The organism is Marinovum sp. (genome assembly GCF_048263515.1).
Taxonomy (GTDB): domain Bacteria; phylum Pseudomonadota; class Alphaproteobacteria; order Rhodobacterales; family Rhodobacteraceae; genus Marinovum.
In genome coordinates this window covers 19061-43641 of the sequence record NZ_JBLXEC010000024.1, presented here as the reverse complement: position 1 = coordinate 43641, position 24581 = coordinate 19061, and the positions used below count along the sequence as shown (strand labels likewise).

Sequence of the window (24581 nt, the reverse complement as noted above, 5' to 3'; positions counted from 1 at the left end):
CGGCGGCGCGGGGCTTCTAGGGTCGGCGCATGTTTCAGCGTCTTGCAGAGATCGGCTATCAGGTGGCCGCCACCAACCATGCGCAGGCCATCGTCGCGCATGATTTCCCGGCCGAGATGGAAGAGCTCTGCGTCGCGCTCGAGACCTTTCGCATCTCGGCCCAGGACCTGATTGCCAGCGGCGGCGGCGAGGCCGGCTCGACCCAGCGGCTGCGGCGCGATCTGGCGGCCAAGGGCTGGCACAAGCACAACTTCATCCAGCGCGCCACCATCGACGGCATCGAGCGCGAGGCGATCAGCCACGAGATCGACCATGTGCGTCGCGGGCGCAAGGGCACCATCGCGCTGGAGATCGAGTGGAACAACAAGGACCCGTTCTTCGACCGCGATCTCGAGAACTTCCAGCGGCTGCACGCGCTTTCGGCGATCAGCTTTGGCGTGGTGGTGACCCGGGGCGCCGAGCTGCAGGCGCAGATGACCGATCTGGTGGCCGGTTGCCTGGCGCGCCACGGGGTCGAAGACGAAGAGGGGCTGGTGGCCTTCGACATGAAGGAACGCACCGCGCGGCAACGGGTGATCGTGGCCCGGCAGATGCGCGCCGGTTTCAGCTTCCGCGAGGCCTTTGCCCGTGCCTTTGTCGCCGACAAGTTCGGCACGGCCAGCACCCATTGGGAGAAGCTGCAGGACCGGGTGCGCCGCGGTGTCGGCAACCCCTGCCCGCTGATCCTGATCGGCATCGGGCTGGAGCGGGTCGACCTGGAGGGCACGCAGGAGGTCGCCGAGGAAGCGCGGCTGTTGTAACCCGTGCCGTCGCGCCCCGGACCTGATCCGGGGCCTCTGGGCCACCTGGAGCAAGCCGCGCCATCGCCGACCCGCGGGGTGGCGAACTACAGACGTTCAACCGCACTTTATCCCCGCCAAGTCCGGAAAAAATCAGAGCGAGGCGCGCACGGCAACCAAATCGCCGCCCAGGGGGCGGGTCGGCGATGGCGCGGCGGCCTGACGGCCTTGATTCCGCGCCTGTCGAGATCGTCAGTCGCCGCGCAAGGCACCCCGCACCTCCGCCGCCCCGGACTTGATCAGGGGCCTCCCCCTCCACAGCAGAGCAAAATGTCGACCATGAGGTCCCGGATCAGGTCCGGGACGGGCGCCTATTCGGCGGCAACCGAGGAATTGTAGGAATAGGTTTTCCAGTCGGGCTTGTAATCGTCGCTGGCCTGATTGCCCCAGACCGTCCAGCCCTCGCGCACACCGCGACCGAAAAGCTCGAGATACGGCCCCCAGCTGCAATCCTGGATCAGCTCGTATTGCTCGTCCGGCTTGCGCGAATGTTCGCGCTTGCGGGTCTGGATCATGTTCACCTGGCGCCGCCCCGGCGGCAAGGTGCGGGCGTTCTTGCCGCGCACGCCGAACAGCACGATCTCGGTCACATTGCGGAAATAGAACCCCACCCCGCGACCGTCGGACCCGCCATCCTTGCGGATCTTGTGCCAGATCAGGTTCGACTTGTACTCGAACCCCCAGGCCTCGAGCACCCGCAGCCCGTCGGGCAAAAGGGCATTCGGCACCCAGAGATAGCAATGCGCCGCATCCATCAGGTGATCGGCCACCGGCAGCTCGCAGATCGCGTCGAGATCGAGCGTCGGATAGCGCGCAAGACGCTTGTGTTCGGGCGCGACCTTGCCGGTCCGGTTGGTGAACCGCCAGGGCGGGTCGGCCAATACGGTGCCGAATTTCTGGTCACCCAGAAATTTCTCCAGATCTTGAGCTGCTTCGTTTTGCATATCGAACATGTTGCGTATCCTGCCCCGGTGAAGCAAGCGAACAATAGGCGAACACGCGCGAAACATCAATCAAGGTTTCGCAACGTGACACGCCCACCACGCTTGCGGCGGTCAGTATACGCCCAGAACCCGCAGCCCCAGCCCGACCGTCGACAGCGCCGCCAGCGCAAAGGCCAATGTGCGCAGCACCGGAATGCCGAGACAGTAGATGATGTAATGCGCGAAGATACCGAGGAAATAGGTCATCGCCAGCAGGCCCGGATAGCCGTCTTCCGGCATCCGGATCATCGCCAGCACCGCCAGCGGGCCGAAGGCCACGAAGCTTTCGACCGCCACCGTATGCGCCCGCATCGCCCGCTGCGCCCAGGCCGATTGCGGGATGGCCTGCGGATCGAAATTGCCCAGCGCCCCCATCAGACCGCGCACCGCGATCCGGTCGAGGATGTAGGGCACCCAGGCAAGCGCGATCCAGAGCGCACTGAGCGCAGTGTAGAATTCCAGACTGGTCATGCGGTTCTCCCCCTTTGTGATGTGACCCGGGGCAGCATATCACATCATCCGCGAATTTCGCCGCTCAACCTGATGCAAAAGGCTGAATTCGCGGGTTTTTCGTGCTAGGCTGCGGCCGTGGATATCATCACCGTGTCATATTACGCCTTCGTCTGCGGCGTCCTCGGGCTGGCCGGGCCGCGGCTCGGGCGGCCGTTGATCCGGCTGGTGATCGGCGGGATCGTCGGCGTTCTGGCCGCGACCCTGCTGCCGATGGTGCGGCTGGGCCTGGGGCTCTGATCAGCGCCAGTTGACCTCGCCCAAGAAGATATAGCCGGCGCCGTAGATCGTCTTGATCAGCCGCGGGTTCTTGGGGTCTTCGCCCAGCTTGGTGCGCAACCGCGAAATTCGCACATCCATCGCCCGGTCAAAGCTCTCTCCTGCGGCGCCGCCCAGCGTCTCCTGCATCTGCTGGCGGGTGATCAGCCGGCCGGGGCTTTCGAGGAACATCCGCAGCACCGCACCCTCGGCATGGGAAAAGCTCGCCACGTCGCCCGCCTCGTTGCGCAGGGTATAGGCGTCGAAATCCGCCTGCCAGCCGCTGAAACTGGCGATCCGACCGGCCTGCACCGCCGGCCGCGCGGCGCGCAGACGGGCGCGGATGCGGGCCACCACTTCTGACGGATCAAAGGGCTTGATGATGTAGTCGTCGGCGCCAAGCTCCAGCCCGATCACCCGGTCCTGCACCTCGGCCCGGCCCGAGATGATGATGACCGAAGCGCCCTGCTCGAGCGCCAGCCGATGCACCAGCGACAGCCCGTCGCGGTCCGGCAGGCTGAGATCGACGAGGCAGACATCCGGCGTGGTGCGGCGCAGCGCCGCCTCGAATTCCGTGGCGCGACCAAAGCTGAGCGTGCGAAATCCGGCCTCTTCCAGCGTGTCGGCCAGAAGCCGGCGGATCTCGGGCTCGTCGTCGAGAATGGTGATCAGGGGGGCTTCGCTCATGCCATGGCCCTCGACTGGCCCAGCGCGGCGGCAAGGTCCTCGGCGCCGAAGGGTTTGCGCAGCACCGGGCCCAGCGCCGTGCCGGCGCGATAGAGCGCGTGATCGGCGGGCAGCGAGGTCATCAGCGCCACCGGCACCACGCAGCGCGCCGCGAGGTCGAGCCCGGTTTCCGGGCCTTCGAGCTGGATGTCGGTCAGCACCGAGGTGATCTCGGGCAGGCCCGCGATCAGCGCCTCGGCCTCGGCGACCGAGGCAGCCTCGACTACACGGCAGCCGAGGCCGGTCAGCATCTCGCGCACGGTGCCGCGCAGGTCGGCGTTGTCTTCGACCAGCAGCACCATGCCGGGCTCGGCCTCTTCGACCTCCGGCGCCGGGCGCAGCGGCAGGCGCAGCAGCACCCGCGCGCCCTGCGGCGTGTTCGACAGCTTCAGGTCGCCACCGGCCAGCTTGGTGGCGTCATAGACCATGGCGAGCCCCAGCCCCGAACCCTCGCCGCCCTTGGTGGTAAAGAACGGCTCGGCCCCGTGGCGCAGCGCCGCTTCGGTAAACCCGGGGCCGGTGTCGCGCACCTCGAAGCGAAGCCAGGTGGCGGCCTCGATCCGGGCGGTCAGGGTGATCTCGCCCCGCGCGCCACAGGCGTCGCGGGCGTTGAGGATCAGGTTGAGCAGCGAATCCTGCAACATGCCGCGATCGAGCAGGATGGCGCCCGGCACGTCGGACGACATCCGCAAGGTCACGCCCTGCGGCAGGCTGGGGCCGGCCAGCGTCGACAGCTCCTGCAGGAAAGGCTCGATCCGCGTCGGCACCGGCTGATGCTGGCGGCTGGCAGTCATGTCGGCGATGCGGCCGAGCAGCGTGCCGCCGCGCCGGGCGGCGCTGAGCGTGGCGCTGATCAGCGGCGCGGCCTCGTCCGGCAGGCCGGGCATCCGGCCGAGTTTCGACTGCATCCCGAGGATGATCGTCAGCAGGTTGGAGAAGTCATGCGCCAGCCCGCTGGTCAGCTGCGCCGCGATCTCGCGGCGGCGGGTCTGCTGCAGGGCGACCCGGGTCTGGGTTTCCTCGGTGACATCCATCGACAGGATGTAGACGCCGTTCTCGCTCTGATCGGGGGTGAATGAGGCGCGGATCCGACGGAGGCTGGGGGCATCGGTGAACTCGAAGGTCGAGGGCTGGCCCGCCAGCGCCGCGTCGAGATGCGGGCGCACCTTGGCAAAGGCGTCGGGGCCCAGCGCCTCGGCGATCGACATGCCGACGATGTCGGAGGGGCGGCCGGGGATCACCGAGTTGAGCTTCTGGTTGGAATAGGTGTAGCGGCCGCTGGAATCGACGTGCGCAATATGCGCCGGCATCATCTCGGTGGTGAGCCGCGTGCGGGCCTCGATGGCGCGCAGCTGGCGCTGGGTTTCCTCGAGCGCGCTGATCGTCGAGGCGAGCTGCCGGTTGGTGGCGGCCAGCTGCTCGGAGCGTTTCAGCACCTCTTCCGACAGCAGTTCGGAGCGGGTGCGCAGCAGCTGCTCCTGCTCCTTGGTGCGGGTGATGTCGGTATAGACAGTGACCCAGCCGCCCTGCGGCATCGGCGCGCCCTCGACCGAGATCCAGCGGCCATTGGCGCGGGGACGCTCCATGTAATGCGGCTCGAAGGCGCGGGCCTGGTGGACGCGGGTGGCGACAAATTCCTCGGGGTTGGCAACCTCGCCATATTCGCCGCGGGCCACAAGGTGGCGGATGGTGTCCTCGAAGCCGGCGCCGACGGTGACCAGCGCTTCGGGCAGGTCGAACATCTCCTGAAAGCGGCGATTGCATTGCACCAGCCGCAGGTCGCGGCCGTATATCGACAGCGCCTGCTGAATCAGGTTCAGCCCGGCCTGGGTCAGGTCCGAGTGGTGTCTGTCGGTAAACTGCATGGCGGCGACGTCCCCCCGGCTCGCTTGGCCCGAGAGAGTTACGCGCTTCGCCGCTGCCGTTCAACCTTTGCCGGCTCGGCATGCGTCTGGGGAAACTCGGCCGGTGCCTCCGGGGGATCGCCGCGCACCGGGCGCAGCGGATGATCGAGACCGCAGAGGTCGGCCCCCGAGCAACTGACGCAGTCGAGCGGCAGGTCGAGCGCATAGGACAGCCCATCCGCCAGAAAGTCGATCTCGGCCCGGCCGTTCAGCCGGCGCGGCACGGACAGGCTGAGCACCCGGGTGCCGAACCCCACCCGTCCGCCCTGCAGCAGGTCACGCTCTTCCAGTTCCTTGCGGACTGCGGGTGACAGCGTCTCGGTCCAGTGCATCTGAAAGCGCTCTTCGCCATCGGGCCAGCCGCGGTAGCGCGACCAGTTGATCCGGATCGTGCCCTCGGCGTCGCGCAGCGCACCGTGTTTGACCGCATTGGTCACCAGTTCGTTCAGCGCCAAGCCGATCTGACGGGCGGCCACCTGCGACAGCTGCCGGTTCTCGCCGCTGATCCGGATCGACCCGGGATAGGCCGCGATGTAGGCCGAAAGCTGCGCCTCGGCGAGCTCCTGCATCGTTTCCGGCAAGCTGCCATCGCAACGGGTCAGCGCATCCGAGGCCTCGACCACGGCGCTGATCCGTGACTGGAAGCGTTCGAGGAAATCGGCGATGTCGGAGGTCTCGCTGGCGGTGCGGCGGGCCAGCGCCTCCATCAGTTTCTTGAGGTTGGCGGCGCGGTTGCCGGCCTCGCTCAGCACGATGTTGAGCTCCTCGTTGGTCCGTTCAAGCGCCTGGGTCCGCTCGGCCACCTTGTCCTCGAGCCGGCTGCGCGCGCGGCGCAGCTGCACCAGCGCATCTTCATGCGCCTCGATCTCCTCGCTCAGCCGGTCATTGGCCGCGCCCAGCACCGCCGGGGACGGCAGGGCCACGATCTTGGGGATCAGCGGAAAGAGCGCCGCTACCGTCGCCATCGAGACCAGCGCCGTGGCCAGCTTGAAGGCGCCCTGCACCTCGTAGATCGGCACCCAGAGGGTGACCACGGAAACCAGATGGGTCAACCCGCAGAGCAGGATGAAGGCTGCAAAGAGCCTGGGCAGACCGCCCAGTTGCACGTCGGGCCGCGCTTTGAGCACGCGCAGCAGCGCCACCGGGATCAGGAAGTAGGCTGCAAAGATCAGCAGGTCCGACCCAACGAACAGGGCGATGAGCCAGGGCTCCCACATCAGGCAGAGCCCATGCGCCATGTAGCCGAGATCCTGAATGAAAGTGAGCAGACCCTGCATCCAGGCCTCCGTGTTCGCGTCTTTTCCCTGTGTCGCAGATCAACATCTAAGACTTTGCTAACGGCGGGTGATTAACCCTGATGGCCGCCGTAAGAATTCGTAAGATTTCGGAAAAGATAAGGAAAAAGTTGACCGCCAGCCTGAGGCCAGACCAAATGGACAGCAGAATCGCATCAGCGGTCAGCCCCGAAAAACGGGGCAAAGGGAGGACATCAGTTGACTGACACGTCTCGGGGCGCAGCAGATCTGCGCTCTATTCCGGCGCTGTTGAAGCGCAATGCGACCCAATACGCAGGCAAGCCCGCCTACCGCGAGAAGGACCTTGGCATCTGGCAGAGCTGGACCTGGGCCGACACCGCGCGGGAAATCGAAGCCCTGGCGCTCGGCCTGCTCAATCTCGGCATCAACGAAGGCGATTTCGTCGCCATCATCGGCCGCAACCGGCCCTATCTCTACTGGTCGATGGTCGCCGCACAGTCGGTGGGCGCCGTGCCGGTGCCGCTCTACCAGGACGCAGTGGCGGAAGAGATGGAATACGTGCTTGGCCATTGCGGCGCACGTTTCGTCATCGCCGCCGACCAGGAACAGGTCGACAAGGTCTTCGAGGTGCAGAAGAGCCTGCCGCAGTTCGAGCACATGATCTATGTCGATCCGCGCGGCCTGCGGAAATACGACCACACCACGCTGCACCACTTCACCCGCGTGCAGGATCAGGGCCGCGCCGCCGAGCAGGAATTCTCGGCCGAGCTGGAGCGCCGCCGCAGCAAGCTGGATTACGACGACACCTGCGTGATGCTCTATACCTCGGGCACCACCGGCAAGCCCAAGGGCGTGGTGCTGTCGAACCGCAACATCATCGAGACCGCCAAGAATTCGTCCGAATTCGACAAGCTGCGCGCCGGTGACGAGGTGCTGGCCTATCTGCCGATGGCCTGGGTGGGCGATTTCATCTTTTCCATCGGCCAGGCCTATTGGACCGGGTTCTGCGTGAATTGCCCGGAAAGCGCCGACACGATGATGACCGACCTGCGCGAGATCGCGCCGTCGTATTACTTTGCGCCGCCGCGGGTCTTCGAGACCCAGCTGACGCAGATCATGATCCGCATGGAGGACGCCGGCAAGCTCAAGCAACGGCTGTTCCACCATTTCATGGCCCATGCCCAGAAGGTCGGCCCGACGATCCTCGATGGTGGCAAGGTCGGGTTGATGGACCGGCTGAAATACCGGTTGGGCGAGGCGCTGGTCTACGGGCCGCTGAAGGACACCCTCGGGTTCAGCCGCGTCCGCGTCGGCTATACCGCCGGCGAGGCGATCGGGCCGGAGATCTTCGATTTCTACCGCTCGCTGGGGATCAACCTCAAGCAGCTCTACGGCCAGACCGAGGCTTCGGTCTTCATCACCCAGCAGCCTGATGGCCAGGTGCGGTCCGACACCGTCGGCGTGCCCTCCCCGGGGGTGGAGATCAGGATCGCCGAGAACGGCGAGGTCTTCTACCGCTCGCCGGGCACCTTCGTGGAATACTACAAGAACGCCGAGAGCACCGCCGACACCAAGGACCCCGAGGGCTGGGTGGCCACCGGGGATGCCGGCTTCTTCGAGGAGGACACCGGGCATCTCAGGATCATTGACCGGGCCAAGGACGTGGGCCAGATGGCCGATGGCGGGCTGTTCGCGCCGAAATACGTCGAGAACAAGCTGAAGTTCTATCCCAACATCCTCGAGGCGGTGGTCTTTGGCGCCGGCCGCGACCGCTGCTGCGCCTTCATCAACATCGACCTCGCGGCGGTGGGCAACTGGGCCGAGCGCAACAACATCGCCTATGCCTCCTATCAGGAGCTGGCCGGCCACCCGAAGGTGCTGGAGATGATCCAGAACCACGTGGAAGAGGTCAATGAGAGCGTGGCGCAGGACGAGATGCTGTCGGGCTGCCAGGTGCATCGCTTCCTGGTGCTGCACAAGGAGCTCGATGCCGACGACGGCGAACTGACCCGGACCCGAAAGGTGCGCCGCAAGATCATCGGCGAGAAGTTCGATGACCTGGTGACGGCGCTCTACGACGGGTCGGACAGCATCTACACCGAGACCGAGGTGACCTACGAGGACGGCCGCAAGGGCAAGATCCGCGCGACGCTGGAGATCCGCGATGCCAAGGTCGTGCCGGTCGCCCCGCGGGCGGTGGCTGCGGAATGAGGCGCGGGCTTTTCCGGCCCGGGCGGGCCGTCAGCGCCCGGGGTGCCGAATGTCAGAAGCAGGCGCAGGGGGCCGATGGCGGGCTGCGTATTTTGAAAGAGAAGAAGCAGGGGGTGGCACGGTGAAGGATACCGAAGGCTACGTGACCGAGGACGGCCGCCAGATCGGTGGCGTGTTGATGGAGATGAAGAACATCACCCTGCGCTTTGGCGGCGTGGTGGCGATCCAGGATATTTCCTTTGACATCAGGGAGGGCGAGATCCGCGCGATCATCGGGCCCAACGGTGCCGGCAAATCGTCGATGCTGAACGTGATCTCGGGGTTCTACCATCCGCAGGAGGGCGAGGTCTGGTACAAGGGGTCGCGCCGACCGGCGATGAAGCCTTACGAGGTGGCGCGGCTCGGGGTGGCCCGGACCTTCCAGAACATCGCGCTGTTTGAAGGCATGAGCGTTCTGGACAACGTGATGACTGGCCGGCTGACCCACATGCATGCCGGCATGGCCAGTCAGGCGCTCTGGTGGGGCAAGGCGCGTGACGAGGAGATCGCCAATCGCCGCAAGGTCGAAGAGGTGATCGACTTTCTCGAAATCCAGCACATCCGCAAGACGCCGGTGGGCACCCTGCCCTATGGCCTGAAGAAGCGGGTCGAGCTGGCCCGCGCGCTGGCCGCCGAGCCGTCGATCCTGCTGCTCGACGAGCCGATGGCGGGCATGAACGTCGAGGAGAAGGAGGACATGTCCCGATTTATCCTCGACGTGAACGACGAGTTTGGCACCACCATCGCCCTGATCGAGCACGACATGGGCGTGGTGATGGATATCTCCGACCGGGTGGTGGTGATGGATTACGGCAAGAAGATCGGTGACGGCACGCCACACGAGGTGCGCAGCAACCAGGATGTGATCGACGCCTATCTGGGGGTCGCACATTGAGGATTTCATCGACGCGTCCCGGACCTGCTCCGGGACCTCATGGCAAACACGGCAGTGTCCCCGATCACCCCGGGGACGCGCGTGACAGGAAAGCGAAGACATGCTGAAAGACATATTCATCACCCCTTTCGTCGACATGGTCGAAGCGCCGGACTTCCTGATGCAGGTGCTCTGGGAAGGGCTGGTCTCGGGCATTCTCTATGCGCTGATCGCGCTGGGCTTTGTCCTGATCTTCCGCTCGAGCCGGATCTTCAACTTTGCCCAGGGCATCATGGTGGTCTTTGCCGCGCTGACGCTGGTGGGGCTTCACGCCATGGGCGTTCCGGCCTGGATTTCGGTCGGGCTGACGCTGGTGGTGATGTTCATCCTCGCTGTCAGCATCGAGCGCATCGTGCTGCGGCCGCTGGTGGGCCAGCCGGACATCATCCTCTTCATGGCAACGATCGGCATCACGCTGTTCCTGATCGGTCTGGGCGAGATCATCTTCGGCGGCGAGAACAAGGTGATGATCACCGAAGAGCTGGGCATTCCCACCGGCGACACGGTGATGGAGCCCTTCGGCGGGCTTCTGATCCTGCAACACCTTGATATCACGGTGGTTGTCGTGGCGACCCTGCTGGTGATCGCGCTCCTGGCCTTCCTCAACTACACCCAGATGGGCCGGGCGATCCGGGCGCTGGGCGACGATCACCAGGCGGCACTTTCGGTCGGCATCTCGCTGCAGACGGTCTGGGTTCTGGTCTGGTTCATCGCCGGCATCATCGCGCTGGTCACCGGCATTGCCTGGGGCGCGCGCGCCGGGGTGTCCTTTGCGCTCGAGGTCATCGCCTACAAGGCGCTGCCGGTGCTGATGCTCGGCGGTCTCGAGAGCATCACCGGGGCGATCATCGGCGGGCTGCTGATCGGGCTGTCGGAAAAGCTTTTCGAGATCTACTGGGGCCAGCCGCTCTTGGGCGGCAATACCGAGACATGGTTTGCCTTCGTGCTGGCGCTGGTGGTGCTTCTGTTCCGGCCGCAGGGGCTGTTCGGCGAACGTATCATCGAGAGGGTGTAGGCGGGCGCCGGCCCGCCACGGAGACAGCGACATGAGCCACAGATCCCGCATCGGATGCATCGTAATCGACTGCCAGACCGACGACCTGACCGAGGCCTGCGCCTTCTGGTCCGCCGCCCTGGGCAAGGAGGGCCGGATCGACCCCGACGGCAAGTATGCCCAGTTCGACGGGCATCAGGGGTCACCCCGGGTGCTGCTGCAGGCGGTCGATCATGCGCCGCGGGTGCATCTCGATCTCGAGACCGACGACCAGGGCGCCGAGGCCCAAAGGCTCGAGGCCCTGGGCGCCGAGACCATCGGCGCAGTCAAGGGCTGGACGGTGATGCAGGCGCCGACCGGTCACAGGTTCTGCCTGGTGAAGCCGCAGGGCAACGACTTTCCCGGCGAGGCCGCCGAGTGGCCGTGACGACAGACAGCACCGGCAGCGCAGGACGCGCGCTGCCACGAAGACAGAGACAGCGGCGGGCGCACGTGACACGCCGCCACGTGACAGAACGGAACAGAACGAATGCTCTATAGAACCGCAGGACAGTTCAAGACCAGCTACAAGACCGACCAGGCGCTGTTCCCGGTGCGGCAGGATGCCGTGCTCCTGGCGATCATCCTGCTCTTTGCCTGGGTGATCTTTCCGCTCACGGCGAGCGAGTTCACTTTTCAGACTCTGCTCATTCCGATCATGATCTACGCGCTGGCGGCGCTGGGGCTGAACATCCTGACCGGCTATGCCGGCCAGTTGAGCCTCGGCACCGCGGCCTTCATGGGGGTGGGCGCCTATGCTTGCTACAAGATGGTCACGCTGATGCCCTGGATGAACCCGATCGTGGCGATCCTGCTGTCGGGCGTGTTCTCGGCCGGGGTCGGGGTGGCCTTCGGCATCCCCAGCTTGCGGATCAAGGGCTTCTACCTCGCCATCGCGACGCTGGCGGCGCAGTTCTTTCTGGTGTGGCTGTTCGAGAAATGGGCCTGGCTCTACAACTACAACGCCTCGGGCGCGATCCAGGTGCCCAACCTCGAGGCCTTTGGCGTCTATGTCGCCGGGCCGCAGGCCTCGTCGCTGACGCAGTATTTCGTGGTGCTGGGCATCGTCAGCCTGATGACCCTGCTCTGCATCAACCTGACCCGCGGCAACCTGGGCCGGACCTGGAAGGCCACCCGCGACATGGACATCGCGGCGGAGCTGATCGGCATCAACCTGATGAAGTCCAAGCTCACCGCCTTTGCCGTGTCTTCCTATGTGGTCGGCGTCTCCGGCGCGCTCTTCGTCTTCATGTGGCGCGGCGCGGCCGAGCCCAACCTCTTTGACATCCCGCTGTCGTTCCGCATCCTGTTCATCGCCATCATCGGCGGTCTGGGCTCGATCCTCGGCAATTACCTGGGCGCGATCCTGATCGTCGGCCTGCCGGTGGTGCTGGGCATCGTGCCGCAGGCGCTGGGCATCCCGATCTCCTCGGCGATGGTCGAGCACCTGAACATCATGATCGTCGGCGGCCTGATCGTCTTCTTCCTGATCATCGAACCGCATGGCCTTGCACGGCTCTGGGCGCTGATCCGCGAGAAGCTCATTCTCTGGCCGTTCCCGCACTAGGGGCCGGCCCACCAACCACAACAACCTGACCAAGCAATCCATGGGAGGATACCAGATGAAACACTTTACCAGACTGGCCGCAGCGGCGGCGCTGGCCACCGTCGGTGGCGCGGCGCTGGCCGAGGGGCTCTATACCCCGAACCTCAGCTACCGCACCGGCCCCTTTGCCAACACCGGCATTCCGCTGATGAACGGCCAGGCCGACTACATGAACATGCTCAATGCGCGCGACGGCGGCATCGGCGGCGTGATGATCGACTTCGAGGAATGCGAGACCGGCTATTCCACCGAGAAGGGCGCCGAATGTTATGAAAAGACCAAGGACAAGGCGATCGTGACCCAGCCTTGGTCGACCGGCATCACCCTGCAGGTTCTGCCCAAGACCAACGTCGACGAGATCCCGATCCTCGCGCCCGGCTACGGCTTTTCGCCGATGATGGACGGCAAGACCTTCCAGTGGGCCTTCAACACGCCTGCCGGCTATTGGGACGCCGCCGACATGATCGTGCAGTACCTCGAAGGCCAGGACAGCCTCGACGGCAAGAAGATCGCCTTCCTGCACCTCGACCACCCCTACGGCAAGGAGCCGATCCCGGTGTTCGAACAGATGGCAGAAGCCAAGGGCTTTGAATTCCTGCCGATCCCGGTCGGTCTGAAGGAGATGCAGAACCAATCGGCGCAATGGCTGCAGATCCGCCGCGAACGCCCGGATTACGTGGTGATGTGGGGCTGGGGCGCGATGAACGCCGGCGCCATCACCGAGGCCGTCAAGACCAAGTTCCCGATGGAGAACTTCATCGGCGTCTGGTGGGCAAGCCATGACGCTGACCTGAAGATCGTGGGCGAAGACGGCAAGGGCTACAAAGCGATCTCGTGGTCGTTCCCGAACCTCGACGCACCGGTCGTGGCCGACATCAAGAAGCACGTGGTCGAAGCCGGCAACTCGCAATCGAACGAGGAAGAGATGGCCGGCGTGTTTTACAACCGCGGCATCATCATCTCGGCCATCCTCGCCGAGGGCATCCGCGTCGCTCAGGAAGAGTACGGCACCGCCGAGATCAACGCCAGCCAGCTGCGCTGGGGCCTCGAGAACATCGACATGACCGAGGAACGCATCTCCGAGCTGGGTCTTGATGGCATGGTGCCGCCGTTCAAGACGTCCTGCGCCGACCACACCGGCAAATCGGGTGGCTGGATGCTGGAATGGGACGGCGAGAAGTTCGTCAAGGTCTCTGACCACCTGACGCCGAACACCGAGGCCTATGAGGCGCTGGTCGCCGAGAAGGCCGCCGAATACGCCGAGGCCAATGCGCCCTGGCCGGTAAACGACGCCTGCGAGATGTAAGTCTCCGATCTTCCGGCGGCGGCACCAAGCGTCGCCGCCGGGCTTGCGTATTTTTGAAAGAGAAGAAGATGCTGGACGCCGCCCCGACCACAGCCGAAACCAAAGAGGCCCTTCTGGAGGTCAACAATATCGAGGTGATCTACAATCACGTGATCCTCGTGCTCAAAGGTGTGTCGCTCTCGGTGCCCAAGGGCGGGATCACCGCCCTTCTGGGCGGCAACGGGGCCGGCAAGACCACCACGCTCAAGGCCATTTCCAACCTGCTGCACTCGGAACGCGGCGAGGTCACCAAGGGCTCGATCCTCTACAAGGGCGAGACGGTGCAGGGGCTCGACCCCGCCTCGCTGGTCAAGCGCGGGGTGATCCAGGTGATGGAAGGCCGGCATTGTTTCGAACACCTGACCGTCGAGGAGAACCTGCTGACCGGCGCCTATACCCGGCGTGACGGCAAGGGCGCGATCGAGGCCGATCTCGAGATGGTCTATACCTATTTCCCGCGCCTGAAAGAGCGGCGCAAGAGCCAGGCCGGCTATACCTCTGGCGGCGAGCAGCAGATGACGGCGATCGGCCGCGCGCTGATGAGCCGGCCCGAGACCATCCTGCTGGACGAGCCGTCGATGGGGCTGGCGCCGCAGCTGGTCGAGCAGATTTTCGAGATCGTGAAATCGGTCAACGAAAACGAGGGCGTCTCCTTTCTGCTGGCCGAGCAGAACACCAACGTGGCGCTGCGCTTTGCCCATTACGGCTACATCCTCGAAAGCGGCCGGGTGGTGATGGACGGCGCCGCCAAGGACCTGCGCGAAAATGCCGACGTCAAGGAATTCTACCTCGGCATGTCCGACGAGGGCCGCAAGTCGTTCCGCGACGTGCGCTCCTACCGCCGCCGCAAGCGCTGGCTGGCCTGACGCCGCACGACGATTTGAAGACCGCCGCAGGCCGGGCCCTTGCCCGGCACCACCGGGACGCCGGGCCGAGGCCCGGCCGCTTTACCCACGCCTGTTCATCAAAGGAACCCCAGTCATGAGTCGCCATTACGACGCCCTGGAAACCCGCTCTTCCGACGCGCGCGCCGCCGCCCAGCGCGAGGCGTTGAATGCGCAGCTGGCGCGCCATGGGCTCGACCCGGTGCGCGACCTGTCGGACCTGGCGCGCCTGCCGGTGCTGCGCAAGTCCGACCTGGTGGCGAAACAGAAGGCCGAGCCGCCCTTTGGCGGGCTGCCGGTGTCGAACATCGCGCATGTCTTTCAGTCGCCCGGCCCGATCTACGAACCGGGCGGCGTGAGCCACGACTGGTGGCGCATGGGCCGGTTCCTGCATGCCGCCGGCATCGGCGCCGGTGACATCGTGCAGAACTGCTTCGGCTATCACCTGACCCCGGCCGGGATGATCTTCGAGAACGGCGCGCGGGCGGTGGGTGCCACGGTGCTGCCCGCCGGCACCGGACAGACCGAGCTGCAGGCCCGCGCCGCCCATGACGTCGGGGTGACCGCCTATGCCGGCACGCCGGATTACCTCAAGGTGATCCTCGACAAGGCCGAGGAGATGGGCCTGACGCTCAAGATCACCAAGGCGGCGGTGGGCGGCGGGGCGCTCTTTCCGTCGCTCCGGCAGGAATACGCCGACCGCGGCATCGCCTGCCTGCAGTGTTATGCCACCGCCGATCTGGGCAATATCGCTTACGAGAGCCCGGCGCAGGAGGGCATGATCATCGACGAGGGGGTGATCGTCGAGATCGTCACCCCGGGCACCGGCGACCCTGTTCCCGAGGGCGAGGTCGGCGAGATCGTGGTCACCACGCTGAACCCCGACTACCCGCTGATCCGCTTTGCCACCGGCGATATGAGCGCCGTGCTGCCGGGTGCAAGCCCTTGTGGCCGCACGAATATGCGGATCAAGGGCTGGATGGGCCGGGCCGACCAGACCACCAAGATCAAGGGCATGTTCGTGCGCCCCGAACAGGTGGCGGAACTGGTGGCACGGCACGACGACGTGATCCGCGCCCGGGTGATCGCCGCCCGCGACGGCGAAAGCGACAAGATGATCGTCCGGCTTGAAAGCCGCTCGGCGGACCCTACCCTCTACGAGGCATCCATACGCGAGGTGCTCAAGTTACGCGGTGCTGTCGAGCTTGTGAGGCCCGGTGAGCTTCCCAAGGATGGCGTTGTGATCGAAGATACCCGCGTCTACGACTGAATCCGGGAGGAATGATCATGTCCCTGTCCCTGCCCCGCGCGCTGCTGCGGTCCGTTGCCGCTGCGGCGCTTCTTGCCGCCAGCCCGCTGAGCGCCGCCGATCTGGCCCTGGTGCTGTCCAACTGGGACTATCGCAACCTCGAGGACGTGCGTGGCGCGCGCGACCTGCGGGCGATCAGCCAGCGGCTCGAGGATGTCGGCTTTGACGTGATCACCAGCTACAACGACAGAATCAACGAGCTGATGGAGGCGACCCAGACCTTTCGCGAGCGTGCCGCCGACGCCGACCGGGTGATCATCGTGATCGACGGTCATATCGTCAGCAGCAACACCGACGCCTGGTTCCTGGCCACCGATGCCTACGAACAGATCGACCCGCTCAACCTGCCGCTCTATGGCGTGTCGCTGTCTGCCCTGGCCGAGATCGCCGGCGACGCCGCCGCCGGCCGCGCGGTGATCCTGGCCGGGCGGTCGAGCACGCTCTCACCGCAGGAAACCGGGCTGCGCAGCGGCACCCAGGGCATGGAGCTGCCGCAGGGGGTGACCCTGGCCAGCGGCACGGCGGAATGGATGCGCTATGCGATCTTTGCCGGGCTGCTGCGCGAAGGCGTGAGCCTGAACGAGGCGCTGAAACAGCTTTCGGCACGTGGTTTCCTCAGTGACAGCGTCGGCTTCACCGAGGGTGGCGTGGTGCCAGCGCAACCGCCGGTCGACACCGAGGCTCTGAGCGCCCAAGCGCAGGAAGAGGGCTTCTGGACCGCGGTCAGCAGCATCGGCACCGAGCCGGCCCTGTTGAAATATCTCGAGCGGTATCCCCGCGGTCGCTATGTCGGCGAGGCCAAGCGCCGGATTGCCGCGCTGAGCGCCGAAGAGGCCAACCGCTGGAAGGAGGCCGAGGATGCGCTCAACCTCAGCCGCGGCGACCGGCGGCAGATCCAGGCCGACCTGACGCTTCTGGGCTACAACACCCGCGGCATCGACGGCATCTTCGGCCGCGGCACCCGCACCGCCATCGAGCGCTGGCAGCGCGACAACAAGTTCCGGGTGACCAGCTATCTCGACCTCGGGCAATGGCGGGCGATCACCAATGCCGCCGCCGCGGTCCGCGAGGATCAGGCCGACCAAGCCCGCCGCGAAGAGGATCGCGTCTGGCGCGACACCGGGGCCAATGGCACCGAGGCCGGCCTGCGCGCCTATCTCGAGCGCTATCCCGACGGGCGTTACGCCGCCGATGCGCGCCGCGGTCTCGACGAGATCGAGGCGGCGCGCGAGAACGAGGCCGCCCGCGAGGCCCGCCGCGCCTGGCGTGATGCGCAGGAGCGTGACACGCTCGAGGCCTACGAGAACTTCCTGAACCGCTACGGCAACTCCGAGTTCGCCGATGCCGCCCGCAGCCGCATCCGTGAATTGCGCGCCGACGACACCAACCGCGTGGTCGAAACCGCCCGTGAGGAAGAGCAGGAAATCCTGACCAACACCGTCACCCGGCTGCTGGTCGAACAGCGGCTGATGGGTCTGGGCTACGAGCCCGGGCTGGCCGATGGCCGGTTCGACGAGCGCACGCGCGCGGCTCTGAAGGCCTATCAGAAGGACCGGGGGATCTTTGCGAGCGGCTATGTGACCAAGCGGACGGCGGCGTTTTTGCTGGCGGGGCGCTAGGGTACGAGCCGCGCATTGCCGGCGCGCGCGGTGGCGATTGGACGGGAATTCGACAGCGCTTTATTTCCGCCGTCTCCGGAAGACTTCCTTTCGGTGCGCTGACGTCGAGGTATCGCCAGCGCATGGGAGCGCGCCGGCGATGCGCGGCGGCCTGCGGCCTTGACTCCGCGCAGGGTGCGCTGGAAACCGTTAAGCGCGAGGAATGACCCCGCCCCCCCTTTTTCCCCGCCCCCACTGGACGCTGGACGCATCACGCAATATCACCGCGGATGACCGCAAGCCGCCCAAGGGAAACCGCTGATGTCGCGTTACGATGCCGCCTCGATCGAGGCGAAATGGCAGGAGGCCTGGAACGAGGCCCAAAGCTTCACCGCCACGATGGAAGGCGGCAAGCCCAAGTACTACGTGCTGGAAATGTTCCCCTACCCCTCGGGCAAGCTGCACATGGGCCATGTGCGCAACTACACCATGGGCGACGTGATCGCCCGCTACAAAATTTCCACCGGCCACAACGTGCTGCACCCGATGAGCTTCGACGCCTTCGGTCTGGCGGCCGAGAACGCGGCGATGGACCGGGGCATTCACCCCAAGGACTGGACCTATTCCAACATCAACGACATGGTCGACCAGATGAAGCCGCTGGGCCTCTCGCTCGACTGGTCGCGCATGTTTGCCACCTGTGACACGGAATACTACGGCCACCAGCAGGCGCTCTTCCTCGACATGCTCGACGCCGGGCTGGTCTATCGCAAGAATGCCGTGGTCAACTGGGATCCGGTCGACATGACCGTGCTGGCCAACGAACAGGTCGAGGATGGCAAGGGCTGGCGCTCGGGCGCCGAGGTCGAACGGCGCGAGTTGACGCAATGGTTCTTCCGCATCTCCGACATGGCCGAGGAACTGCTCGAGGCGATCGACGGGCTCGATGACTGGCCCGCCAAGGTCAAGCTGATGCAGCAGAACTGGATCGGCCGCTCGCGCGGTCTGCAGTTCGCCTTCGGGCTCACCGACGGCCCGGAAGGCTTTGACCGGGTCGAGGTCTATACCACCCGCCCCGACACGCTGCTCGGCGCGTCGTTCCTCGGCATTTCGCCGGACCATCCGCTGGCTCGGCAACTCGAGAAGGACAACCCCGAGGTCGCGGCCTTCTGCGCCGAGTGCCGCAAGGGCGGCACCACCGAGGAAGCGCTGGAGAAGGCCGAGAAGAAGGGCTTCGACACCGGTCTGCGCGTCCGCCACCCCTTCGATACCTCGTGGGAGCTGCCGGTCTATATCGCCAACTTCATCCTGATGGACTATGGCACCGGCGCGATCTTCGGCTGCCCGGCACATGACGCCCGCGACCTCGAGTTCGCCCGCAAGTACGACCTGCCCGTCATCTCGACCTTTGCCCCGGCCAAGGACGAAGGCCGCGATCTGCCCGAAGACGGCGGCGAGGCCTATGTCCCGCCGAAGTCGGAAAAGGTGATCTACGTCAGGGGCTTTGCCGGCGAGACCGAGCAGACCGGCGAGGACGGCATCGACGCCGCCATCGCCTTCTGCGAGGCCAATGGCGTAGGCCAGGGCGTGACCAAGTTTCGCCTGCGCGACTGGGGCCTCAGCCGCCAGCGCTACTGGGGCTGCCCGATCCCGGTGGTACATTGCGAGGCCTGCGGCGTGGTGCCAGAGAAGAAGGAAAACCTGCCCATCGAGCTGCCCTACGACGTCACCTTCGACGTGCCGGGCAACCCGCTCGACCGGCACCCGACCTGGCGCGATTGCGCCTGCCCCGCCTGCGGCAAACCGGCCCGGCGCGAGACCGACACGATGGACACCTTCGTCGACAGCTCGTGGTATTTCGCCCGTTTCACCGCGCCCCATGCCGCGACGCCGACCGACATGGAGGCCGCGCAATACTGGATGAACGTCGATCAATACATCGGCGGCGTCGAGCACGCGATCCTGCACCTGCTCTATTCGCGGTTCTTCGCGCGGGCGATGAACATCACCGGCCACCTGCCCGAGAGCGCCCGCGAGCCGTTCAATGCGCTGTTCACCCAGGGCATGGTGACCCACGCGATCTATCGCAACGCCGAGCGGACCGAGGGCAACCGGCCGATCTTCCACTACCCGGCCGAGGTCGAAGAGCGCGACGGCGGTGTCTTCGTGCGCGAGACCGGCGAAAGGGTCGAGGTGATCCCCTCGGCCAAGATGTCGAAGTCCAAGAACAACGTGGTCGACCCGGCCGAGATCGTCGCCAACTTCGGCGCCGACACCGCGCGCTGGTTCGTCCTCTCCGACAGCCCGCCCGAGCGGGATGTCGAATGGACCGCCGCCGGGGCCGAGGCTGCGGCGCGCCACCTCGCCCGGGTGCATCGCATCGCCGCCGAGGCCGCAGCCTCCGAGGAGGGCCCGCAAGGGGCCGATGAGGATCTGCTGAAAGAGATGCACAAGGCGATCCGCGACGTGACGCTGGGCATCGAGAGCTTCGGCTTCAACGCCGCCATCGCCCGGCTCTACGCCTTCACCAACACTCTGGCGAAGTCGAAGGCCGGTGGTGACGCCAAGCGCGAGGCCACCCGTGCCTTGGCGCAGCTGATGGCGCCGATGACGCCGCACCTGGCCGAGGAAATCTGGGCCATGCTCGGCGGCCAAGGTCTGGTGATCGACGCCCCCTGGCCGCAGGCCGACGAGGCAATGCTGGTCGAGAACGTGGTCACCCTGCCAATCCAGATCAATGGCAAGCGCCGGGCGGAAATCAGCGTTTCCCCCGAGGCCACCAAGGAAGAGGTTGAAAAACTGGCGCTCGAGCATCACGCTGTGATCAAGGCGCTGGAGGGCAGCGCCCCGAGAAAGGTGATCGTTGTGCCGGGGCGGATCGTGAATGTGGTTGTCTGACCGACGCAGCCTGCTGGTCGGTGCCCTCTCGGCGCTGACGCTCGCGGGCTGCGGCTTTGCCCCGGCCTATGGCACCAATGGCGTCGCCACCCGGTTGCAGGGCTCGGTTCTGATCGAGGAACCTGACAGCCAGGACGCCTATGTCCTGACCCGCCGGATCGAGGAACGCCTCGGCGCCGGCGGGCCGGATGCCCCCTATCGGCTGGCCCTGAATGCCCGCCTGTCAGAGGAAAGCTCGGCCAGCACCTCCGACGGTGCGCTGACGCGCTATCAGGTGCTGGGCACGGTGACCTATACGCTGGTGCGCGCCGCTGACGGCTCGGTCATCGACAGCAACACCCTGCGGCATTTCACCGGCTATTCCGCCTCTGGCTCCACCGTCGCCACCCTGCAAGCCAAGCGCGATGCGGAAGAGCGGATGATGGTGATCCTCGCCGACCGGGTGGTGCAGGAGCTTGTGCTCGCCGCGCCCGATCTCTGAGCCATGAAACTCTCGCCCCGCGAAGCACCCGGCTATTTCGCCAAGCCCGATCCGCGCCGCACGGGCCTGTTGATCTACGGCCCCGACGGCATGCGTGTGGCGCTGAAACGGCAAGAGGTGATCGCGGCGCTGGTCGGCCCCCAAGGCGAATCCGAGATGCGCCTGACCCGCATTCCCGGTGGCGACCTGCGCAAGCAGCCGACGCTCTTGATCGACGCGGTCAAGGCGATCGGCTTCTTCCCCGGCCCCCGTGTCGCCTTTGTCGACGAGGCGACGGACGTGGCCGCCCCCGCCATCCTTGCCGCGCTCGAGGATTGGGCCGAGGGCGATGCCCAGATCATCGTCACCGCCGGCCAGCTCAAGGCGACGTCCAAGATCCGCAAGACCTTCGAGGCCCATCCCAATGCCTATGCCGCGGCGATCTACGACGATCCCCCCTCGCGCGCCGAGATCGAGGCAGAGCTCAACCGTGCCGGCGTCACCATCGGCGGTGCGGCGATGGAGGATATCACCACCCTGTCGCGCGCGCTCGACCCCGGCGATTTCCGCCAGACGCTGGAGAAGCTGGCGCTCTACAAGCACGGCGACAGCACTCCGGTCACGCCCGAGGACATTGCCGCCGTCGCCCCGGTCTCGACCGAGGCCGAGCTGGACGACGTGCTCAATATCGTGGCCGAGGCCAAGACCCGCGAGATCGGCCCGATGCTGGCCCGCCTTGCCGCCCAGGGCACCCAGCCGGTGGCGCTGGTGATCGCCGCCATGCGCCATTTCCGTGCCCTGCATGCCGCCGCCAGCCATCCCGATGGTGCGGCCCGCGGCATCGCCGCCATGCGCCCGCCGATCTTTGGCCCGCGCCGCGACCGCATGACCCGCCAGGCCAGCGCCTGGGGCGCGTTCAAGCTCGACCAGGCAATTTCTCTGCTGACCGACACCGACCTGCAGCTGCGTTCGGCCGGGCAGAATGCCCCGGCGATGGCGCTGGTCGAACGCATGCTGATCCGGCTGGCCATGCTGGGTGCCAACCGCTGAGGCGCGGCGCGACTTCGCGGTTGCGGGCGCGGCCGCTCGGGATCTAAGCTGCGCGCATCCGAGGGAAGGAGTGAAAATGTATACCGTGATCGGCGGCGTCGCCAGCCGCACCTTTCGGGTGCTCTGGATGCTCGAGGAACTGGGCGCGGCCTATGAACACGTGCCGGCGCGGCCGCATGCGTCCGAGGTCACCACGCATAATCCCGCCGGCAAGATCCCGGTGCTGATCGACGGTGACGCGGCGCTGACGGATTCCTCGGCGATCCTGACCTATCTCGCCGACAAGCACGAAGCGCTGACCTATCCCGCCGGCAGCATCGATCGCGCCCGGCAGGATGCCTTCACCTTCGCCATTCTCGATGAGCTTGACGCGCTGCTCTGGACCGCCTCGCGCCACAGTTTCGTCCTGCCCGAGGCTCAGCGCGTGCCGGCCATCAAGGACAGTCTCAAGGCCGAATACGCGACCAATATCACCCGGCTGACCGACCGTCTGACCGGGCCCTTCGTCATGGGCGAGATGATGACCGTGCCGGACATCATCCTGACCCATTGCTGCAACTGGGCGATCTCTGCCAAATTTCCCGACCCCGACGACCGTCTTGCACAATATCTGTCACGAATGCGGGCGCGTCCGGCATTCGGACGCGCCCGTGCATTGGGTAAACCCGAAGGCTGAGCCCGGCTCAGTAGGCCAGAGCGTCGGCGAAGACGTGGCGAACGATGTCCTCGCGGCGGATGCCACGCGCGGACAGCTCGTCATCGCTCAGGCTGTTGAGGAACTCGACGCGACGCAGGCGGCTGTTGTTCTCGGAAATGCTCACGAGAAAGCCCATGATCCGCTCGAGGATGCCGGGGCGGGTGTCGATCATGTTGGTGGTCATCTGTGCCATGAAGTCTGTCCTTCTGTCGTCATGTGCGTTGTTAAACAATATTGTGCAGGTGCAGCATTTCCACCAGTGCCAGCGCGACAACCCCGCCTTGCGACCAACGCATAGCCAGCGGCGCCACCGTCTCCGACCTGAACCGGTTTGGAACGGCGGGCGCAGCGCCCTTATGGGTCAAGAGATCGGGATTATATCCATTAACCTTAGATATCAGGCGTTTACCTTGACAGCGCCAGAGGCCTCATGCCATCTTGGGTTTAGACCCATTACAGTTCCAACCCTCCCGCCTGACGCTGGCGCTTGCCTCCTCCCCGAGCGCCGGTCCCTGTCGGCCTGTGCCGGCCAGCGGGCGGGATCAAAACAGCCCCCGGCGCGGGGCTGTTTTGGTGTGCCGCGGCTGAATTTTCGGGAGGTGCAGACAGCGCATCGGTCAGGCGACGCGCGTCAGGGAAAGGGGCGGGCCAAAAGGGCCCACCCTGTCGTTCTGAAATGTCGTCCGATAAGCCTTGCCCGACAGGCGGGTCCAATCACGCCCCACGCTCTAGCGCGTCCGGGTGACAAAGGCATGACAGCCTCACTCCTCCCGCAGCCAGCCCGGCGCAAACGTCACCTGGGTCACCCCGGCCAGCCGCGCCACCCGCGCCAGTTCCGCCTCGAGCCGCGCACAGCGGCCGGCGCCAAAGCGCACCCCGGCCTCGGGCCAGAGCGCGGTGACATTCAGGACATCGCCCTTGCGGTCGGCCTTCATGTCGATCCGCCCGACCAGCCGGTCGCCCTCGAGCAAGGGAAAGACGTAATAGCCATACCGGCGCTTGGCCTCCGGCACGAAGACCTCGATCCGGTAGTGAAATCCGAACAGCCGCTCGGCCCGCTTGCGATCGCGCAGCGCCGGGTCAAAGGGGCTGAGCACCCGCAACCGGCGGCAGGGCCCGGGCGCCGCCTCGGCCGCTGCCAGCACATCCGGCGCGGCGTAATGCACCCGCTCCACCCCGTCGGCGCCGGCAACCCCGACCTCGACGATCTCGCCCCGCGCCAGCGCTGCGGCACACCAGTCGCGCGCCTCGGCCCGCGTGACGATATCCCAGAAATCCGCCAGTTCCGTCGCCGTGCCGAACCCCAGCCGCGCCAGCGCGCCGCGCATAAGCCAGTCGATGGTCTGCGCCTCGCTCCAGGCCTCGGCGCGCAGCGCCTCCGGCACCACCCGCTCGGACAGGTCGTAGAACTTGCGAAAGCCCGAGCGATGGCAGATCTCCAGCGTGCCGCTGCGCCAGAGGTATTCCAGCGCGGTCTTGGCCGGATGCCAGTCCCACCAGCCGCCAGCCTTGCGCGGCGTCTCGGGGCCGAGATCGTTGCTGCAGACCGGCCCCCGGTCGCGGATCATCGCCAGCACCCGGTCGAACTCGGCCTGGAAATCATGCCGCTGCCAGACCCGGTAGCGTTGCGCCAGGACCTCGGCATCGCGCCGCCGCTTCAGCGCCCAAGCCGGGTAAAACCCCATCGGGATCACCGCCGCATCATGGGTCCAGTGCTCGAACAGCCGCCGCCCCTCGACCAGCCGCCCCAGCGCGTCGGGCCGATAGCGCGGCCTTCGGGAAAACAGGATCAGGTCATGCGCCCGCGCCACGGTGTTGATGCTGTCGAGCTGGACAAAGCCCAGCCGCGTGATCACCTCTTCCAGCGCCGTGCCCCGCGCCGGCCCGCCGGGTGTCTCGGCCAGCCCGTGGCGATGCAGGAACAATCGCCGCGCCGCCCGGTTGTCCAGCCTCAGCATGTCCCGGCCTGCGAGAAAAGCACCCCGCCCCCGGCTTCTTCTGTTTGAAAATACCGCGGGGGAGACCTGCAGGGACGGGGGCA

Annotated in this window: 22 protein-coding genes; 15 read left to right on the top strand and 7 right to left on the bottom strand. The window is 66.0% G+C overall.

Annotation, left to right across the window (positions count from 1 at the left end):
- Nucleotides 1–29 precede the first annotated feature (29 nt).
- Complete coding sequence (locus ACN0SE_RS17735) at nucleotides 30–800, top strand: BglII/BstYI family type II restriction endonuclease (RefSeq protein WP_417525864.1); 771 nt, start codon at nucleotides 30–32, stop codon at nucleotides 798–800.
- Nucleotides 801–1150: 350 nt separating this feature from the next.
- On the opposite strand, the gene ACN0SE_RS17730 is transcribed toward ACN0SE_RS17735, so the two are convergent.
- Both ACN0SE_RS17730 and ACN0SE_RS17725 read right to left on the bottom strand, forming a co-directional pair.
- Entirely contained in the window at nucleotides 1151–1783 is a 633-nt protein-coding gene (locus ACN0SE_RS17730) for an MT-A70 family methyltransferase (RefSeq protein WP_417525880.1), read from the bottom strand.
- Between the two features lie 111 nt (nucleotides 1784–1894).
- Complete coding sequence (locus ACN0SE_RS17725; protein ID WP_417525863.1) at nucleotides 1895–2293, bottom strand: MAPEG family protein; 399 nt, start codon at nucleotides 2291–2293, stop codon at nucleotides 1895–1897.
- Between the two features lie 117 nt (nucleotides 2294–2410).
- Between ACN0SE_RS17725 and ACN0SE_RS17720 the strand changes: the two genes are divergently transcribed.
- A complete protein-coding gene (locus tag ACN0SE_RS17720; RefSeq protein ID WP_417525862.1) occupies nucleotides 2411–2572 on the top strand; it encodes a hypothetical protein in 162 nt (53 codons plus the stop codon).
- Here ACN0SE_RS17720 and ACN0SE_RS17715 read toward each other — a convergent pair whose 3' ends face one another.
- Genes ACN0SE_RS17715 through ACN0SE_RS17705 form a run of 3 tightly spaced genes read right to left on the bottom strand, consistent with a single transcriptional unit; the run spans nucleotide 2573 to nucleotide 6497 of the window.
- The gene (locus ACN0SE_RS17715; RefSeq protein ID WP_417525861.1) at nucleotides 2573–3277 is read right to left on the bottom strand and encodes a response regulator transcription factor; all 705 of its coding nucleotides are present in this window, start codon (nucleotides 3275–3277) and stop codon (nucleotides 2573–2575) included.
- Nucleotides 3274–5181, bottom strand: a complete 1908-nt coding sequence (locus ACN0SE_RS17710) for a PAS-domain containing protein (protein WP_417525860.1) — start codon at nucleotides 5179–5181, stop codon at nucleotides 3274–3276. Before ACN0SE_RS17710 ends, ACN0SE_RS17715 begins: the two co-directional genes overlap by 4 nt.
- Before the next feature lie 38 nt (nucleotides 5182–5219).
- Nucleotides 5220–6497, bottom strand: coding sequence for a sensor histidine kinase (locus ACN0SE_RS17705; protein WP_417525859.1), 1278 nt, complete (start codon nucleotides 6495–6497; stop codon nucleotides 5220–5222).
- A gap of 216 nt (nucleotides 6498–6713) precedes the next feature.
- Here ACN0SE_RS17705 and ACN0SE_RS17700 point away from each other — a divergent pair, with 216 nt between their 5' ends.
- The 13 genes from ACN0SE_RS17700 (at nucleotide 6714) to ACN0SE_RS17640 (ending at nucleotide 22519) form a co-directional block, all read left to right on the top strand.
- Nucleotides 6714–8687, top strand: coding sequence for an AMP-binding protein (locus ACN0SE_RS17700; RefSeq protein WP_417525858.1), 1974 nt, complete (start codon nucleotides 6714–6716; stop codon nucleotides 8685–8687).
- A 178-nt stretch (nucleotides 8688–8865) separates the two neighbouring features.
- A complete protein-coding gene (locus ACN0SE_RS17695; RefSeq protein ID WP_417525879.1) occupies nucleotides 8866–9621 on the top strand; it encodes an ABC transporter ATP-binding protein in 756 nt (251 codons plus the stop codon).
- A 100-nt stretch (nucleotides 9622–9721) separates the two neighbouring features.
- A complete protein-coding gene (locus ACN0SE_RS17690; RefSeq protein ID WP_417525857.1) occupies nucleotides 9722–10675 on the top strand; it encodes a branched-chain amino acid ABC transporter permease in 954 nt (317 codons plus the stop codon).
- Nucleotides 10676–10706: 31 nt separating this feature from the next.
- Nucleotides 10707–11081: a VOC family protein gene (locus ACN0SE_RS17685; protein WP_417525856.1), complete on the top strand. Its 375-nt coding sequence runs from the start codon at nucleotides 10707–10709 to the stop codon at nucleotides 11079–11081.
- Nucleotides 11082–11183: 102 nt separating this feature from the next.
- A complete protein-coding gene (locus ACN0SE_RS17680; protein ID WP_417525855.1) occupies nucleotides 11184–12260 on the top strand; it encodes a branched-chain amino acid ABC transporter permease in 1077 nt (358 codons plus the stop codon).
- 55 nt (nucleotides 12261–12315) lie between these two features.
- Entirely contained in the window at nucleotides 12316–13605 is a 1290-nt protein-coding gene (locus ACN0SE_RS17675) for an ABC transporter substrate-binding protein (RefSeq protein WP_417525854.1), read from the top strand.
- A 68-nt stretch (nucleotides 13606–13673) separates the two neighbouring features.
- Nucleotides 13674–14510, top strand: a complete 837-nt coding sequence (locus tag ACN0SE_RS17670; protein ID WP_417525853.1) for an ABC transporter ATP-binding protein — start codon at nucleotides 13674–13676, stop codon at nucleotides 14508–14510.
- A 115-nt stretch (nucleotides 14511–14625) separates the two neighbouring features.
- Nucleotides 14626–15798, top strand: a complete 1173-nt coding sequence (locus ACN0SE_RS17665) for a phenylacetate--CoA ligase family protein (protein ID WP_417525852.1) — start codon at nucleotides 14626–14628, stop codon at nucleotides 15796–15798.
- Between the two features lie 17 nt (nucleotides 15799–15815).
- Nucleotides 15816–17456, top strand: coding sequence for a peptidoglycan-binding protein (locus tag ACN0SE_RS17660; RefSeq protein ID WP_417525851.1), 1641 nt, complete (start codon nucleotides 15816–15818; stop codon nucleotides 17454–17456).
- 300 nt (nucleotides 17457–17756) lie between these two features.
- Nucleotides 17757–20333 (top strand): leucine--tRNA ligase, encoded by a 2577-nt coding sequence (gene leuS / locus ACN0SE_RS17655; RefSeq protein WP_417525850.1) that lies wholly within the window; start codon nucleotides 17757–17759, stop codon nucleotides 20331–20333.
- Complete coding sequence (gene lptE / locus ACN0SE_RS17650) at nucleotides 20320–20814, top strand: LPS assembly lipoprotein LptE (RefSeq protein WP_417525849.1); 495 nt, start codon at nucleotides 20320–20322, stop codon at nucleotides 20812–20814. Before leuS ends, lptE begins: the two co-directional genes overlap by 14 nt.
- A gap of 3 nt (nucleotides 20815–20817) precedes the next feature.
- Nucleotides 20818–21843 (top strand): DNA polymerase III subunit delta, encoded by a 1026-nt coding sequence (gene holA, locus ACN0SE_RS17645; protein ID WP_417525848.1) that lies wholly within the window; start codon nucleotides 20818–20820, stop codon nucleotides 21841–21843.
- 76 nt (nucleotides 21844–21919) lie between these two features.
- Nucleotides 21920–22519, top strand: a complete 600-nt coding sequence (locus ACN0SE_RS17640) for a glutathione S-transferase family protein (protein ID WP_417525847.1) — start codon at nucleotides 21920–21922, stop codon at nucleotides 22517–22519.
- Nucleotides 22520–22526: 7 nt separating this feature from the next.
- On the opposite strand, the gene ACN0SE_RS17635 is transcribed toward ACN0SE_RS17640, so the two are convergent.
- Nucleotides 22527–22733, bottom strand: a complete 207-nt coding sequence (locus ACN0SE_RS17635) for a DUF1127 domain-containing protein (RefSeq protein ID WP_417525846.1) — start codon at nucleotides 22731–22733, stop codon at nucleotides 22527–22529.
- Between the two features lie 568 nt (nucleotides 22734–23301).
- A complete protein-coding gene (locus ACN0SE_RS17630; RefSeq protein ID WP_417525845.1) occupies nucleotides 23302–24498 on the bottom strand; it encodes a winged helix-turn-helix domain-containing protein in 1197 nt (398 codons plus the stop codon).
- Nucleotides 24499–24581: the final 83 nt, after the last annotated feature.